Genomic DNA, 16004 nt, shown 5'->3' on the forward strand with positions numbered 1-16004 from the left:
GCTTCGATCGATGACCGCCTCCGCGCAGAGGGAACGCCCTCGCCCAAGGTGCGTCGTCGCCGCCGTCGATGGCAGCGACGATCACGCGGATACGGCAAAGACGAGAGGACGAGAAGAGAAAAGATGTCAGAAAACACCGCAGTAGAGGTCGACGAAGGCGTGTTCGAATCCACCGCCGTCATCGACAACGGGAGCTACGGCACCCGCACCATCCGTTTCGAGACCGGCCGCCTCGCGCAGCAGGCCGCCGGCGCCGTCGTCGCCTACCTGGACGACGAGACCATGCTGCTGTCGGCCACCACGGCCAGCAAGCACCCCAAGGAGCACTTCGACTTCTTCCCCCTCACGGTGGACGTCGAGGAGCGCATGTACGCCGCGGGCCGCATCCCCGGCTCGTTCTTCCGTCGTGAGGGTCGCCCCTCCACCGACGCGATCCTGACCTGCCGCCTGATCGACCGGCCGCTGCGCCCGTCCTTCGTCGACGGTCTGCGCAACGAGATCCAGGTCGTCGTCACGGTCCTGAGCCTGGACCCGAAGGACCTCTACGACGTGGTCGCGATCAACGCCGCCTCGGCGTCGACGCAGATCGCGGGCCTGCCGTTCTCCGGTCCGGTCGGCGGCGTGCGTGTCGCGCTGCTCACCTCGGACGAGAACAAGGCCGGCCAGTGGGTCGCCTTCCCGACCGTCGAGCAGCTCGAGAACGCCGTCTTCGACATGGTCGTCGCCGGCCGCGTCGTCTCCGGTTCCGGTGACAACGCCGACGTCGCGATCATGATGGTCGAGGCCGAGGCCCCCGCGCACGTGATCAGCCTGATCGAGGGCGGCGCGCAGGCGCCGACCGAGGCGATCGTCGCGCAGGGCCTCGAGGCCGCCAAGCCGTTCATCGCCCGCCTGTGCGCCGCACAGCAGGCGCTGGCCGCCAAGGCCGCCAAGCCGACCGGCGAGTACCCGGTCTTCCCGGCGTACCAGGACGACGTCTTCGCCGCCGTCGAGGCCGCCGCGTCCGCAAAGCTGACCGCCGCGCTGTCCATCGCCGGCAAGCAGGAGCGCGACGACAAGACCGACGAGGTCAAGGTCGAGGTCCTCGAGCTGGTCGCCCCGAACTTCGAGGGTCGCGAGAAGGAGATCGGCGCGGCGTTCCGCTCGCTGACCAAGAAGCTGGTCCGCCAGCGGATCCTCAAGGACCACTTCCGCATCGACGGCCGTGGCATCACCGACATCCGGTCGCTCTCGGCCGAGGTCGCCGTGATCCCGCGGGCGCACGGCTCGGCGCTGTTCGAGCGTGGCGAGACCCAGATCATGGGCGTCACCACCCTGGACATGGTCAAGATGGCGCAGCAGATCGACTCGCTGGGCCCCGAGACCAGCAAGCGTTACATGCACCACTACAACTTCCCGCCGTACTCCACCGGTGAGACGGGCCGCGTCGGTTCGCCGAAGCGTCGCGAGATCGGCCACGGCGCCCTCGCCGAGCGCGCCCTGATGCCGGTGCTGCCGAGCCAGGACGAGTTCCCGTACGCGATCCGTCAGGTCTCCGAGGCGCTCAGCTCCAACGGTTCCACCTCGATGGGCTCCGTCTGCGCCTCGACGCTGTCGCTGCTCAACGCCGGTGTGCCGCTGAAGGCCCCGGTCGCCGGCATCGCGATGGGCCTGGTCTCCGACCAGGTCGACGGCGAGACCCGGTACGTGGCGCTGACCGACATCCTCGGCGCCGAGGATGCCTTCGGCGACATGGACTTCAAGGTCGCGGGTACCAAGGACTTCGTGACGGCCCTGCAGCTGGACACCAAGCTCGACGGCATCCCGTCCAAGGTCCTGGCCGGCGCGCTCTCGCAGGCGCACGACGCCCGCACCACCATCCTGGAGGTCATGGCCGAGGCCATCGACACCCCGGACGAGATGAGCCCGTTCGCCCCGCGCGTCACGGCCATCAAGGTGCCCGTCGACAAGATCGGCGAGGTCATCGGCCCCAAGGGCAAGATGATCAACTCGATCACCGAGCAGACCGGTGCCAACATCTCCATCGAGGACGACGGCACCGTGTTCGTCGGCGCCACCGATGGTCCGTCTGCGCAGGCCGCGATCGACATGATCAACGCCATCGCCAACCCGCAGCTGCCCAAGGTCGGCGAGCGTTTCCTCGGCACGGTCGTCAAGACCACCGCCTTCGGCGCGTTCGTCTCCCTGCTCCCGGGCCGTGACGGGCTGGTGCACATCTCGAAGCTGGGCAACGGCAAGCGGATTGCCAAGGTCGAGGACGTCGTGAACGTCGGCTCCAAGATCCGGGTCGAGATCGCGGACATCGACAACCGCGGCAAGATCTCGCTCGTCCCGGTCGAGGACGACGCCGCCGCGGCGGCGGACGCCCCGGCCGCAGAGGGCACCGACTCGGAGTAGTCGCGCCCCGCGTCAACACATGTCAGACCCGGCGCCCCCGCACACTTCGTGCGGGGGCGCCGGTGCGTCCGGGTGCACCCGCAGCCGGACGGAGCGCACTGCACCGGCGCCGGTCGTGACGGCCGCGCTGTGTACTCTGTGATGCTCTACGCCCACACAGCTCAGAGGAACCGCTGACCACATACATGGCCGACATCGAACACCACCGCACCACCGCGTCGACCCGGAAAGTGGGAGCTCGCACCGAGGACTCCGGCGTCCGCCGCACCGTTCTCCCCGGTGGCCTCCGCGTCGTCACCGAGTACATGCCCGGGGTGCGCTCCGCATCGGTCGGCGTCTGGGTGGGGGTCGGCTCCCGCGACGAGAAGCCCACCGTGGCCGGCGCCGCGCACTTCCTCGAACACCTGCTGTTCAAGTCGACACCCACCCGCAGCGCGCTCGAGATCGCCCAGGTGGTCGACGGCATCGGCGGCGAACTCAACGCCTTCACCTCCCGCGAACACACCTGCTTCTACGCGCACGTCCTCGACGAGGACCTGGCGCTGGCGGTGGACCTGGTCAGCGACGTGGTGCTGCGGGGGCGGTGCCTGTCCGACGACGTCGACGTCGAACGCCAGGTGGTGCTCGAGGAGATCTCGATGCGCGACGACGACCCCGAGGACCTGCTCGGCGACGAGTTCCTCACCGCGCTGTTCGGCGACCACCCGGTGGGCCGGCCGGTGATCGGCAGCACCGAGTCGATCGAGTCGATGACCCGCGCCCAGGTGCACTCGTTCCACGTCCGCCGGTACACCCCGGAGCGGATGGTGGTGGCCGTCGCGGGCAACGTCGACCACGACGAGACCGTGGAACTGGTGCGGCGCAGCTTCGCCGGGCACCTGAACGACAGCGCCGTGCCCGCCCCGCGACGCGAGGGCACCCTGCGGCTGCGCACCGCGCCGGAGCTGACCGTGCTCAACCGGGACAGCGAGCAGGCCCACCTGTGCCTCGGCGTGCGTGGCTACGGCCGGCACCAGGGGCACCGCTGGGCGCTGTCGGTCCTGAACACCGCGGTCGGCGGCGGCCTGAGTTCCCGTCTGTTCCAAGAGGTTCGGGAATCGCGCGGGCTGGCGTACTCGGTGTACTCGAGCGTCGACACCTTCGCGGACACCGGTGCGTTCTCGGTGTACGCGGGCTGCCAGCCCGACAACCTGGCCGAGGTGACCACGCTGATCCGCGGGGTGCTGGCGGACGTCGCCGCGAACGGCATCACCGACGCCGAGTGCGCGCGGGCCAAGGGCTCGATCCGCGGCGGCATGGTGCTGGGCCTGGAGGACTCCGGGTCGCGGATGCACCGGATCGGCCGCAGCGAACTGAACTACGGCACCCACCGCACCATCAGCGAGACCCTCGCCCGGATCGACGCGGTGACCACCGAGGAGGTGCGGGCCGTGGCCGCGGAACTGCTGTCCCGGCCGTTCGCGGCCTCCGTGGTGGGCCCCTACCGGCGCAAGCGGGACCTGCCGGCGGTCGTGCGCGGGATCGTCTGAGTGTCGGTGAGCGTGCCGGGCCGGCGGTCGTGGCCGCTGCTGGCGGCCTTCGCGGTCACCCTGGTGATGCTGTTCTCGCCGGGGTCCACCGTGCCGAGTGGGCCGCCGAACTCCGACAAGCTCACGCACTTCCTGATGTTCGCGGTGCTGGCCTTCGCGGCCCGGTACGCCCGCCACCGGGTGCTCGCCGTCGCGTTGTGGGCGGGGGCGTACGCCGTGGTGAGCGAGGTGCTGCAGGGCCTGCTGCCGATCCGTCGCAGCGCCTCGGTGTGGGATGCGGCGGCCGACCTGCTCGGCGTGACAGTGGGCCTGCTGATCTTCTGGGCGTGGCAGACCTACCGCGGGCGGGTCGATGCGGCAGGGGCCGAGGACCGGGGATCCGCCGGGGCGTCGTGACCGCGAGGTCGGTGAGCATCGAAGGCCCGGACACCCGTGTCAGCGGGTAGCCGAGCCTTCGACAGCCACTGCGGTACCGGTCAGGAGGATCCGAACAGGTCGAGTGACCCGAAGTCGAGCGAACCGCCGGCCGACGGGTTGCACCCGGTGACCGTGACGGTGTGCCACTGACGGTCACCGATCCATTCGGGCGTCTCGGTCGGCGTCTGTCCGTTGTTGCCGGGCGGGCCGAGGACCATCCGGTACGCCACCGTGTGTGTGTCCGCGTCCGGGTTCGGCAGCCCCGGATCCCAGCCGTTGAGGTCCTTCAGGTCCTGCACGTAGGTGGCGGTGACCGGATCGCGATCGGAGACCATCGTGCGGTTCTCGACGGTGTTCGGTGGGACCTCGTCGGGCCAGGTCGGAGAGGCGGCCTTCGAGGCCATGTTCGGGTCTCCTGTGCGCCATACCGGGAAGCCGACGCCGATGTCACGCCCGTCCGGCAGCTCGTCGTCGATGCGCCAGTCGAGTGTGTATGTGGTGACATTCGTTCGGTTCTCGATGTTGAACTCCGCCTTGCAGCCGCCCAGGTCTGTCGCCCAGAACTGCACCGGTCCGGTGCGTTGTCCCGGATCGGGGGGTGTGGTCGCACCGACAGGTGCGCTCGACAGCGCCAGTACCGAACCTGCCGCAACGGCCAGCGATGAGGCAACTCTCACGAATCCAGCCATCTCTGCTCCCTGTCTTGTCCCACCCTGGTTGCGCAGCGTAACCGCAGCAATCGCGCAGCTTCGTGAAACCGGAATCTGAGTTTGGCTTCGGCGGTCGAGCATGGGCAGAACTGCGTGCCGCGGTGTGGGCGCTGCCAGCCGATTGCCGGGCGTCGCGACACCGGGCCGATTGCGTAGGCTGGTCGGGACGCAAAACGATCGAACGGAATGAGGGTCAAGTGACGGTACTTCGGGTCGGTGTCCTGGGTGCAAAGGGCAAGGTGGGCCGCGCGATCTGCGAGGCGGTCGAACAGGCAGCGGACCTCGAGTTGGTCGCGACGGTGGACCAGGGAGACCCGATCGAGAAGTTCGTCGACACTCGCACCCAGGTCGTCGTCGACTTCACCCACCCCGACGTGGTGATGGACAACCTGAAGTTCCTGGTGGCCAACCGGATTCACGCCGTGGTCGGCACCACTGGCTTCGACGACGCACGCCTGGCGCAGGTGCGCGGCTGGCTCGACGAGAACCCGACGACGGGCGTGCTGATCGCGCCGAACTTCGCGATCGGCGCCGTGCTGTCGATGCGGTTCGCCGAGCAGGCGGCCCGCTTCTTCGACTCCGTCGAGGTCATCGAGCTGCACCACCCGCACAAGGCGGACGCGCCGTCGGGCACCGCCTACCGCACGGCCGCGCTGATCGCGGCGGCACGGGCGAAGGCCGGCGTCGGACTCAGCCCGGACGCCACCAGCACCGAACTCGAGGGCGCCCGCGGCGCCGACGTGGACGGGGTGCGCGTGCACTCTGTGCGCCTGGCCGGCCTCGTCGCGCACCAGGAGATCCTGCTGGGCACCCAGGGCGAGACCCTGACGATCCGGCACGACTCGATCGACCGGAACTCGTTTGCGCCCGGCGTGCTGCTCGGCGTGCGGGAGATCGGCTCCCGGCCAGGCCTCACCGTCGGACTCGACCCGCTGCTCGACCTGTGAAGGCCGGCTCAACCAAGGTCGTCGTCACAATCGCGGCGATCGTCGTCGCGCTCTCGTTCTACTTCGTACTGCTCGGCCAGCGTGGCCTCGCGCTGGTCCAGGACGGGCGGGCGGTCCCGGTCGTGCTGGGCATCGCGGTGCTGATCCTTCCGGTGCTCGGCGTGTGGATGGTCTTCGCCACCGTCCGGTCCGGACTGCAGCACCAGCACCTCGCCACCCGGATCCGCGAGGAGGGTCTCGAACTGGACATCTCGGAGCTGCCGAAGCGGCCCTCCGGCCGGGTCGACCGCGACGCCGCGGATGCGCTGTTCGCGCAGGTCAAGACCGAGTGGGAGGCCGACCCCGACAACTGGCGGAACTCGTACCGGCTGGCCCGCGCCTATGATTACGCGGGCGACCGCGGCCGGGCCCGGGACACCATGAAGCGGGCAGTCGCGCTCGAAGCGCTGGAGCGGGACAGCTAGCGACGCGGCACCCGGCATCGGTCGGCAGGCGTCGATGGCCTGGTGGCGATGCGACGCGCGAATACCGACGAGAGGTGCCGCAATGGAGACTCCGGATTTGGTGAACGGGGTGCGGACCGATCCTTCCGCATCACGCGTCTTCGGGGAGCCGTACGAGACGGTCGACGGGGCGACGATCGTCACCGTCGCGAGGATTCGGGGTGGTGGCCGCGGATTCACCGCGACGCCGGTCGGCGCGTTCGTCGTCCACGACGGAAAGGTCTCCTGGGAGGCGGCCGTCGACGAGACCCGGGTCGGGCTGCTCGCCGTGTCCATCGGACTGGCGGCGACGGTGATCGCCACGTTGGCGGTGCTGCGGCGGCCGCCGTGGCCGGACCTGTCGCGTCGAGGGTCGTTCGGATCCAACAGGTCTCGGCCGTGACGTGAGTAGTCTGCTGGGGTGACCGAAGTCCCCGTCGTCGGTGAGCGCACCCTGCTCGTCGTGCACCACACCCCCTCGCCGCCCACCCGGGAACTGCTCGAGGCGGTGCTCGCGGGCGCGCACGACCCCGACATCGAGGGCGTGACGGTCCGCTCGGTGCCGGCACTCGGAGCCACCGTGCCCGACGTGCTGGCGGCGGACGGCTACCTGTTCGGCACCAGCGCCAACTTCGGCTACATGTCCGGTGCGCTCAAGCACTTCTTCGACACGGTCTACTACCCGTGCCTGGACGCGGTGGCGGGCCGGCCGTTCGGACTGTGGGTGCACGGCAACAACGACACCGCGGGGGCGGTCCGCTCGGTCGACAAGATCGTCGCCGGGCTGGCACTGACCCAGGTTGCGCAGACGGTCGAGATCACCGGCGGGGTCGACGCCGCGGCTCGGGAGCGGTGCTACGAGCTGGGTGCGACGGTCGCGGGGGGGGGGGGGGGGGGGGAAGCGTCCCTCGGTGCGGGGGTGCACCACGTCGTCGCGCTCCCAAGGCCAGCCGCCGAAGCGGGTGCGCTGGTACTCGTCGTAGGCCTCGATGAGCTCGTCCCGGGTGTTCATCACAAAAGGCCCGTGCTGTGCGACCGGCTCGTCGATGGGCACGCCCTGCAGTAGCAGGAGCTTTGCGCCGGAGGCCCCGGTCTCGACCGGCGTCGTGCCGGGTCCGGCCTGGGCGAAGCCGAACCCGGCCCCGACGTCGATCCCCGCGACCGTGGCGTGAGACCCGTCGCCGTAGACGTACAGCACCCGCTGGGCCTGCTCGGCCGACTGGGCGGGCAGCTCGACACGCGCGTGCGGGTCGAGTTCCAGCAGCCAGACGGCGACGTCGGAGGCCGGGTCGGCGGCCCAGGACCCGACGGGCGGCGCGAGGGGGTCGACGGCGTCGCCCTGTTCGGTGAGGTAGCGCCCGGCGATCACCTTGACGCGGGCCTCGCCGCCACCGGGACCCGCGACCCGGACGACGGGGATGTCCTCGTTCCAGAGCATCCGGAACTCGGGCTCCACCATCTTCGACGCGGCGGGCAGGTTCAGCCAGATCTGGAAGAGCTCGAACGGGTTGTCCGCGTCCGTCTCGAGCAGCGGGAACATCTCGGAGTGGGAGATGCCGCGGCCTGCGGTCAGCCACTGCACGTCGCCGGGCCCGAAACGGGCGGCGGCACCGGTGGAGTCGGCGTGATCGACGTACCCGCCCGACAGGATGGTGATGGTCTCGAAGCCCCGGTGCGGATGCGCGGGAAATCCGGGCACGGACTGGCCGTGGTACATGTTCCAGCCGGACGGGTGGCCGAAGTCGCTGCCCAAGGGGCGACCGTCCAGTCCCGTCGCCGGGGTCATGTCCTCGGTGCCGGCCGGGTAGTGGTCCACGTGCCAGTTGGCGAACAGGAAGGGCGGCGCGCCCTGCCAGGGCTGGCCGAGCCGGAAGACCTGTCCGCGATCGCTGGATGCCTCCATGGAGTTCCCCTTTCGTTCGCCGCGGTTGGGCTGCCGCTGCTCAGACTGCACAACCGAATCGTCCGAATCGCTATTCCGATCGGGATGGGCCCGGCGGGCGACCGATAGGGTCGGCGGCGAATCCCGCAGCTGCCACGACGAAGGAGGCGCCGGTCCCGTGTCCGTACTCGCGCTGGCAATGCTGTGCGTCGGTTTCGCGTCGATCATCGGTGGCGCCACGGGTTTTGGGACCGCGCTGATCGCCGCCCCGCTCATGTTGCTGGCCGGCGTCGGGGTGACCGAGGTCGTGGTGGTCAACCTGGTCGTCGGACTGGTGACGAGGATCGCGGTCGTCATCCAGTTGCGGGCCCACATCGAATGGCGGCGCGTCGGGTGGATGGGGGGCGCCAGTCTGCCGGGGTCCTGGCTGGGTGTGCTGACGGTGGCGCTGCTGCCCGTCGCCTACCTCAAACCGGCGGTGGGCGTGCTGACGGTGCTCTGTGGGCTGGCGCTGGCGATCCAGCCGTCCGGCGGCACCCGGCCGCCGTCGCGGCCGGCCCTGTCGGTCGCCGGGTTCGTCAGCGGCTACTTCGGCGCCACGACCTCGCTGAACGGGCCGCCCGTGGTGCTGCTGCTCAGCCGCGCCAGGCTGCCCCCGATGAGTTTCATCGCGGACCTGGCCGGGTTCTTCGTCATCACCAACACCCTGTCGCTGGCGTTGCTGTGGCTCTACTCCGACACGGACCCGACCACCAACTGGCCGATGCTCCTCGGCTGTTCGGCCGTGGGACTCGCCGGCAACGCGCTCGGCATCGGGATCGCGAAGAGGCTGTCCGTCGGGAGCTTCCGGTGGGCCGTGGTCGTGCTGGTGACGGCGGCGGGGATGCTCACGATCGTGACGGCGTAGGACGTCGTCCACGGGCGGGGGAGAGGCAAGGCCCGGCGCCCGGCTCAGGCCCGGTCGTGGCCGTCCACGGTGATGTCGACGAGTTCGTTGTAGAACGCGATGCGGCCGGCGATCGCGGCGACCGCCGGGTACGGGCGCGCGTAGGACCAGGCGACGCCCTCCGCTCCCGGCGCGTCCCAGTACTCCTCGGCATCCCCCTTGTAGGGGCAGTGGGTGCGGCGAGACCTGGCGGTGAGCTTGCCGAGGTCGACGTCCTCGCGGGGCAGGTAGTAGCGGGTGGGCAGTCCGGTCTCGAAAAGCACTACCGGACTGGAAGTTTCGGCCAGCATGACGCCATCGAGCGCGACGGTGACGTGCCTTGAACTCGGCAGTGCGTCGACCCGCGCATGAGGATCGCGGGGGTGGCCGGAGACTTCCTCGTCCTCCTCGAGCCAGCGGTCGAGCAGGCCCGGTTCCCAGGAGCACACGATGTGGTCCGCGAGGGCGGGGTCGTCACGAACCCAGGCGACGGCGCGGAGCGTCCGGCCGTCCCCGGTCTCGAGGTCGAACCACTCGCTGACCGGACCGTGCGGCCCGAAGAACGCGTGCGGGGAGGAGGGTTCCGAGCCTGGTCGCAGCAGGTCCGTCCGGACGTCTTCGCGGGGGTAGGCATACGAAGGCACCGGGAAGGAGTCTTCCCAGAAGAGCAGCGGCGCAAAGCTGCTGACGACGACGGTGTCGCCCGTCAGTCCGCGTACCCACCTGTCGCTGGGTTCCACCCGCATGTGACCAGGCTAGTCCCGCGCGCCGCCGGCCGCGACGGCCGACGCGACGGCGGGTCTCGGCGAACTTCGTCAGGCCCTTGGAGGCGGTGTCGATCGCCGTCTTCTGCGCCTTCTTGACGATGAAGCCGGGCAGCGGGATCTTCGGGTCGATGGTCAGCTCGAACTTGACCCGGGTGCCGCCGTCGATCGGCGTCAGAGTGTAGGAGCCGTCCTGCTTGTTCTGCTGGCCGCTCTCGACGAGGGTCCAGGACATGTGGTTCTCGCCGTCCCAGGCGTAGTCCACGACCTGCTCGTCGCTGATGCCCACGACGGAGACGACCATCCGGACGCGGTGCGGACGACCGTCGGGGTAGGTGCTCTCGATCGTGACCGACTTGTGGGCGGAGGACCACTCGCCGAGTCGGTCGACCGCCACGATCGCGGCCATGACGGTGGCCGGATCGGCCTTGATGTCGAATTCCTTGCTTCCGGACACGGCCATCGGGTCTACCCCATATCTGTGATTGCGAACGGGTCGAATGGTGCTCGAGCGTGGCGTCATTAGACCACTCCACCGTTCGCGGTCGGGGGACCGACGGCCCCCGGGAATCACCGGTCGCTGTGCCGGCCCTTGCGGGTCTGGTCGCGCAGCGCGCCCTGTACGGCCTGCCCGACCCAGGAGTTCAGCGACATCCCGTTCTGGGCGGCGGCGTCCTCGGCGCGGGCCTTCATCTGCTCGACCAGTCGCAGGGTCACCCGGGAGATGTCCCCGGTCACGTCGTCGAAGGTCGGTCCGGCCCCGCTGCCGCCCTCCGGGCCCGCGTCGTCGGGTGCGCCGGTGTCGGCGGTGGCGGGGCGGGTGATCTCGACGGCGGCGTCGGTGCCGTCGAACTTCACATGCACGGTGCGGTCGCCGAGTTCGGCCGACACCTCGGTCGCGAGGTCGGACAGGGCGGCCAGCAGCATCAGCCGGGCCGAGTTCTCGGCGGCGCCGGCGAGGGCCTCGGCGATCCGGCGGGTGTTCTCGTCACCGAGCGCCGCCGCGGCGATCAAATCGGTACGCAGCGTCTGGGTGTAGCCCGAGAGGTTCATGCCGTCAGTGTGACGTCACAGATGGCGTCAGTCAACCATCTTGTGACGTCACACCGACGAGGGTGATGTCAGACGAGCAGCTTGGCCTTCAGGGCCGCGATGTCGTTGTCGGTCAACCCGAGACCCTGGTGCACGTAGTTGTCGAAGCTGCCGTACTTCTTCTCGGCGGTGGCAAACGAGGTGTCCAGCCACTCCTGCTTCACGCCGGCGGCGCCGAGCGAGCCGGTGATGGACGAACCGCTCTCGTCGACGTACTCGTTGGTCAGCATGTAGTCCGCATTCACGGTGGCCCGGTCCACACCGAGGATGGTCAGCAGCACGGCGGTGGTCCAGCCGGTCCGGTCCTTGCCCTGGCTGCAGTGGTAGAGCACGGCGCCGTCGGTCTCGCGGATGTCGCGCAGCACCGCGGCGAACGCCTCGCTGGCGCCGGGGGCCTCGATGAAGGCGACGTAGGCCAAGCTGAGGTCCGCCGCCGTGCTGGGCGACGCCTTGCCGAGCACGTCGTACCAGTTCGACGTCGCCCCGGCGGGCAGCTTGTCCGGCTGCAGGGCCCGCTCGTAGACCGTGCGCAGGTCGTCGACGACCTTGACGTTCAGGCCCTCCAGCTTGGCGAGGTCGGCCGGGGTCAGCTTGTTGAGCGCGTCCGTGCGGAAGACCATGTCGGTCCTGACGGTCTTGCCGTCGACGGTTTCGTAGCCACCCACGTCGCGGGCGTTCGGGGCGCCCTCGAGGTGCAGTGAGTGGTCGGTGGCCGCCGCAACGACCGCGGGCGGGGCGGCCAGGGCGACGCCGGCGGGTCCGCCGACGAAGAGTGCGGCGCCGGCGGTGAGCGCGGCTGCCGCGCGTATGACGCGCAAGCGGGTAGGGGTGTGGGTCATATGGGCGCTCCATCTCGCGAGAACGGATACCGATCCGCGACTGCGGCTTCGGCTGACGCTATGTACACCCAGTTGATACACCGTCAAGGTGAAGGGTGGATGGCGAATGAGTAGACTTGCTCGCCCGTTGAGGCTGGTGGGGGCTATGGTGCGGGTGGGTCGACGGAGCCCGGTGGGCATGGACCGAGGAAGGTGTGCGGTGCGGCAAGCGGTGTCCCTGAAGGTGCAGCTCATTGCGAAGACGGAGTTCGTCCCGCCGCCGGACGTGCCCTGGGACACCGACGCGGCCGGCGGCGAGGCGCTGGTCGAGTTCGCCGGTCGGGCCTGCTACCAGAGTTGGTCCAAGCCGAACCCGCGCACGGCGACCAACGAGGGCTACCTGCGGCACCTGCTCGAGGTGGGGAACTTCTCCGTGCTCGAACACGGCACCGTCAGCTTCTACATCACCGGTATCTCCCGCTCCTGCACGCACGAGTTGATCCGGCACCGGCACCTGTCCTACTCGCAGCTGTCCCAGCGCTCGGTCCCCGAACGGGACGCGAAGGTGGTGCCGCCGCCCGCGATCGTCGGTGACCCCGAACTCGAGGCGTTGTTCGAGGCCGCCACGGATGCCAGCCGGGCCGCCTACGCGGACCTGCTCGACGCGCTCGATGCCAAGCTTGCGCACGTGCCGAACGGGTCGGTGCGCGCTCGCCAGGCCCGGCAGGCGGCGCGCTCGGTGCTCCCGAACGCCACCGAGACCCGCATCGTGGTCACCGGAAACTACCGGGCGTGGCGGCACTTCGTGTCGATGCGTGCCACCGAGCATGCCGACGTGGAGATCCGTGAGGTGGCCGTCGAGTGCCTGCGGCAGCTTTCGGTTGCGGCTCCAAACGTGTTCGGGGACTTCACGATTGCCGAACTTCCGGACGGTACCGAGGTGGCGGTCAGCGAGTTCGACCAGCAGTCCTGACCCGGCGGCACGCGTCGCGCCGCCGCGGTGTGCAATCCAGGCCGGGCCACCGGGTAACCTTCTGACCATGATCAACGGTGATTCCGCCCCAGTCGAGCGTCCGTTCGGCACGATCCTGACCGCTATGGCGACCCCCTTTGCCGCGGACGGCAAGCTCGACGTGGATGCCGGTGTCCGGTTGGCGACGCACCTCGTCGACGGCGGCTGCGACGGCCTCGTGCTCGCGGGTACCACCGGCGAATCGCCCACCACCACCGAGAACGAGAAGCTCGAGCTGATGCGCGCGGTGATCGCCGCGGTCGGCGACCGCGCCAAGATCGTCGCCGGCGCCGGCAGCAACGACACGGCGCACAGCGTCGAGCTCGCCCGCGACGCCGCCCGGGCCGGTGCCCAGGGTCTGCTCGTGGTGACCCCGTACTACTCCAAGCCGCCGCAGTCCGGCCTGCTGGCGCACTTCACCGCCGTCGCCGACGCGACCGACCTGCCGGTGATGCTCTACGACATTCCGGGCCGCTCCGTCGTGCCGATCGAGACCGAGACCATCTACCGGCTGGCCGAGCATCCCCGGATCCTCGCGGTCAAGGACGCCAAGGGCGACCTCAACGCGGGTGCCGAGCTGATCGCCCAGACCGACCTGCTGTTCTACTCCGGCGACGACCAGCTGAACCTGCCGTGGCTCTCGGTCGGCGCGGTCGGATTCGTCAGTGTCATCGGGCACCTCGCGCCCGGCCGACTGCGTGCGATGCTCGACGCCTTCGAGTCCGGTGACATCGCGAAGGCCCGCGAGATCAACGTTGGACTGATGCCGCTCTACCGTGCGGCGAGCCGTCTGGGTGGTGTGTCGGCGAGCAAGGCCGGCCTGCGCCTGCAGGGCATCGACGTCGGGGACCCGCGCCTGCCGCAGGTCCCACCCACTCCTGAACAACTCGAGGGCCTCACGGCCGACCTGCGTGCAGCGGAGGTTCTTTCATGACCCGTCCTACTCGTCGACGTAGCGCCAGCCGTCAGGCCGGCCCGCCGTCTCAAGCAGCGCCCGAGGCTCCCAAGGCCGAGGCGCCGAAGACCCAGGCTCCCAAGGCCGAGGCTCCGAAGGCCGAGGCTCCGAAGGCCGAAGCCCCGAAGTCTCAGGCTCCCAAGGCCGAAGCCCCGAAGTCTCAGGCCGCCAAGGCCGAGGCGCCGAAGGGCGACGCCCCGAAGTCCGGCTCGCGCCAACGCAAGTCCGACTCGTCCCGCTCGCGCGGCGGCGGCGGAGGCGGCGGCGGCAACCGGCCGCAGCGTCAGCGGAGCTCCGGCGGCCAGCGGCCCGACGGCCGGGCGGGAGTCGATCCCACCGAGCGGCTCGGACTGCCGCCGAAGGCGCCGCACAACGGCCTGCGGGTCGTCGCGCTGGGCGGCATCGGCGAGATCGGCCGCAACATGACGGTCTTCGAGCACAAGGGCAAGATCCTCATCGTCGACTGCGGTGTCCTCTTCCCCGAGGACCAGCAGCCCGGTGTCGACCTGATCCTCCCGGACTTCGCGCACATCGAGGACCGGATGGCGGACGTCGAGGCCGTGGTGCTCACGCACGGCCACGAGGACCACATCGGCGCGATCCCGTTCCTGCTGCGCCTGCGCCCGGACCTGCCGGTCATCGGCTCGAAGTTCACCCTGGCGCTGGTCGCCGCGAAGTGCCGCGAGCACCGGCAGCGGCCGAACCTGATCGAGGTCACAGAGGGTCAGCGCACCACGCACGGCCCGTTCGAGTGCGAGTACTTCGCCGTCAACCACTCGATTCCGGACGCCATCGCCATCGCGATCCGCACCGACGCCGGCATCGTGCTGCACACCGGCGACATCAAGCTCGACCAGCTGCCGCTCGACGGCCGCCTGACCGACCTCGCCGGCTTCTCGCGGCTCGGCGACGAGGGCGTCGACCTGTTCCTGGTGGACTCGACCAACGCCGAGGTGCCCGGCTTCGTCACTCCCGAGCGGGAGATCGGCGGCGTCCTGGACAACGTCATCGGCAAGGCCAAGCAGCGCGTCATCGTCGCGTCGTTCGCCAGCCACGTGCACCGCATCCAGCAGGTGGTGGACGTCGCGGTGCGGTACAACCGCCGGATCGCGTTCGTCGGCCGGTCCATGGTCCGCAACATGCAGATCGCCCAGGACCTCGGCTACCTCCGCGTCCCGGACGGCGTCGTCGTCGACGTCGACACCGCGGCGAACCTGCCCGACGACCGGTTGGTGCTCATCTCCACCGGCTCGCAGGGCGAACCGCTCTCCGCGCTGTCCCGGATGGCCCGCGGCGAGCACCGGCAGATCAACGTCCGCGCGAACGACCTCGTGGTCCTCGCGTCGTCGCTGATCCCCGGCAACGAGAACTCGGTGTTCGCGGTGGTCAACGGCCTCGCCAAGCGCGGTGCCACCGTCGTCACCCAGCAGAGCGCCAAGGTGCACGTGTCCGGCCACGCCTCGGCGGGTGAGCTGCTCTACCTCTACAACGCGGTGCGCCCCACCAACGCCATGCCCGTGCACGGCGAGTGGCGGCACCTGCGGGCCAACGCGGCGCTGGCCAAGGCCACGGGTGTCCCGGAGGAGCGCATCGTGCTCGCCGAGGACGGCGTCGTGGTGGACATGGTCGACGGTCTCGCGGAGATCGTGGGCCGGGTCCCGGTCGGCATGGTCTACGTGGACGGGAACTCCGTCGGCGACGTCGGCGACTCGACCCTCTCGGACCGCCTGGTGCTCGGCGAGGGCGGCTTCATCGCGATCTCGCTGGCCGTCGACATCCACACCGGCAAGCCCGTCAGCACCCCCGAGGTGTCGGGCCGCGGTTTCTCCGACGACCCGGCCGCCCTCAAGGAGGCCGCCGTGCTGGTGGAGTCCGAACTGGCCCGGCTCGCGCAGGAGGGCATCACCGACACCCATCGGATCGCGCAGGCCGTCCGTCGCGTCGTCGGCCGCTGGGTGGCGGACAAGTACCGTCGCCGCCCGATGATCATCCCGACGGTGATCGGCGTCTGACACAGACGTTCGAACCGCTGGTCGGAGCGCGGCACGCCTGTTACTCGTGTTGCGGAATGGTC

14 protein-coding genes and 3 pseudogenes are annotated in these 16004 nt (G+C 69.9%); 11 read left to right on the top strand and 6 right to left on the bottom strand.

Translation table 11 applies throughout. From position 1 onward, the window contains the following. Positions 1–123 precede the first annotated feature (123 nt). From AC1DWC_RS23905 to AC1DWC_RS23915, 3 genes are all read left to right on the top strand, one after another. Positions 124–2397 carry a polyribonucleotide nucleotidyltransferase gene (locus AC1DWC_RS23905; protein WP_072844167.1) on the top strand — a complete coding sequence of 758 codons (2274 nt, stop codon included), beginning with the start codon at positions 124–126 and terminating at the stop codon, positions 2395–2397. Positions 2398–2582: 185 nt separating this feature from the next. Next, positions 2583–3926, top strand: coding sequence for a M16 family metallopeptidase (locus AC1DWC_RS23910; RefSeq protein WP_477912059.1), 1344 nt, complete (start codon positions 2583–2585; stop codon positions 3924–3926). Positions 3927–3932: 6 nt separating this feature from the next. Further along, positions 3933–4322 carry a VanZ family protein gene (locus AC1DWC_RS23915; protein WP_477912061.1) on the top strand — a complete coding sequence of 130 codons (390 nt, stop codon included), beginning with the start codon at positions 3933–3935 and terminating at the stop codon, positions 4320–4322. Between the two features lie 80 nt (positions 4323–4402). On the opposite strand, the gene AC1DWC_RS23920 is transcribed toward AC1DWC_RS23915, so the two are convergent. Then, positions 4403–5032, bottom strand: coding sequence for a hypothetical protein (locus AC1DWC_RS23920; RefSeq protein ID WP_477912063.1), 630 nt, complete (start codon positions 5030–5032; stop codon positions 4403–4405). 218 nt (positions 5033–5250) lie between these two features. On the opposite strand from AC1DWC_RS23920, the gene dapB reads away from it, so the two are divergent. The 4 genes and pseudogenes from dapB to AC1DWC_RS23940 form a co-directional block, all read left to right on the top strand. Beyond that, positions 5251–6000, top strand: coding sequence for a 4-hydroxy-tetrahydrodipicolinate reductase (gene dapB, locus AC1DWC_RS23925; protein WP_477912065.1), 750 nt, complete (start codon positions 5251–5253; stop codon positions 5998–6000). After that, positions 5997–6464, top strand: a complete 468-nt coding sequence (locus AC1DWC_RS23930; protein ID WP_477840508.1) for a hypothetical protein — start codon at positions 5997–5999, stop codon at positions 6462–6464. The genes dapB and AC1DWC_RS23930 overlap by 4 nt, the downstream gene beginning before the upstream one ends. Positions 6465–6546: 82 nt before the next feature. Further along, the gene (locus AC1DWC_RS23935) at positions 6547–6885 is read left to right on the top strand and encodes a hypothetical protein (protein ID WP_072844161.1); all 339 of its coding nucleotides are present in this window, start codon (positions 6547–6549) and stop codon (positions 6883–6885) included. Positions 6886–6903: 18 nt separating this feature from the next. Further along, positions 6904–7362: pseudogene (locus AC1DWC_RS23940) on the top strand (flavodoxin family protein); the annotation flags it as partial. A gap of 84 nt (positions 7363–7446) precedes the next feature. Here the strand turns inward: AC1DWC_RS23940 and AC1DWC_RS23945 are convergent. Further along, positions 7447–8640, bottom strand: a pseudogene (locus tag AC1DWC_RS23945) (pirin family protein); the annotation flags it as partial. On the opposite strand from AC1DWC_RS23945, the gene AC1DWC_RS23950 reads away from it, so the two are divergent. Next, positions 8543–9271: a sulfite exporter TauE/SafE family protein gene (locus AC1DWC_RS23950; RefSeq protein ID WP_477912067.1), complete on the top strand. Its 729-nt coding sequence runs from the start codon at positions 8543–8545 to the stop codon at positions 9269–9271. The pseudogene AC1DWC_RS23945 and the gene AC1DWC_RS23950 overlap by 98 nt on opposite strands. A gap of 44 nt (positions 9272–9315) precedes the next feature. On the opposite strand, the gene AC1DWC_RS23955 is transcribed toward AC1DWC_RS23950, so the two are convergent. The 4 genes and pseudogenes from AC1DWC_RS23955 to AC1DWC_RS23970 all read right to left on the bottom strand — a co-directional run bounded on the left by AC1DWC_RS23955 (position 9316) and on the right by AC1DWC_RS23970 (position 11984). After that, the gene (locus AC1DWC_RS23955; protein ID WP_477912069.1) at positions 9316–9738 is read right to left on the bottom strand and encodes a DUF427 domain-containing protein; all 423 of its coding nucleotides are present in this window, start codon (positions 9736–9738) and stop codon (positions 9316–9318) included. A 349-nt stretch (positions 9739–10087) separates the two neighbouring features. After that, positions 10088–10516, bottom strand: a pseudogene (locus AC1DWC_RS23960) (SRPBCC family protein); the annotation flags it as partial. A 107-nt stretch (positions 10517–10623) separates the two neighbouring features. Further along, entirely contained in the window at positions 10624–11106 is a 483-nt protein-coding gene (locus AC1DWC_RS23965) for a hypothetical protein (RefSeq protein ID WP_477912071.1), read from the bottom strand. A 68-nt stretch (positions 11107–11174) separates the two neighbouring features. Beyond that, positions 11175–11984, bottom strand: coding sequence for a tyrosine-protein phosphatase (locus AC1DWC_RS23970; RefSeq protein WP_477912073.1), 810 nt, complete (start codon positions 11982–11984; stop codon positions 11175–11177). A gap of 199 nt (positions 11985–12183) precedes the next feature. Between AC1DWC_RS23970 and thyX the strand changes: the two genes are divergently transcribed. The 3 genes from thyX (at position 12184) to AC1DWC_RS23985 (ending at position 15942) form a co-directional block, all read left to right on the top strand. Further along, positions 12184–12936 carry an FAD-dependent thymidylate synthase gene (gene thyX, locus AC1DWC_RS23975; RefSeq protein ID WP_477912075.1) on the top strand — a complete coding sequence of 251 codons (753 nt, stop codon included), beginning with the start codon at positions 12184–12186 and terminating at the stop codon, positions 12934–12936. A gap of 67 nt (positions 12937–13003) precedes the next feature. Then, a complete protein-coding gene (gene dapA / locus AC1DWC_RS23980) occupies positions 13004–13909 on the top strand; it encodes a 4-hydroxy-tetrahydrodipicolinate synthase (protein ID WP_477912077.1) in 906 nt (301 codons plus the stop codon). Beyond that, positions 13906–15942, top strand: coding sequence for a ribonuclease J (locus AC1DWC_RS23985; protein WP_477912079.1), 2037 nt, complete (start codon positions 13906–13908; stop codon positions 15940–15942). The genes dapA and AC1DWC_RS23985 overlap by 4 nt, the downstream gene beginning before the upstream one ends. Positions 15943–16004 lie beyond the last annotated feature (62 nt).

The sequence above is a fragment of the Rhodococcus sp. P4_C10 genome (assembly GCF_056402135.1).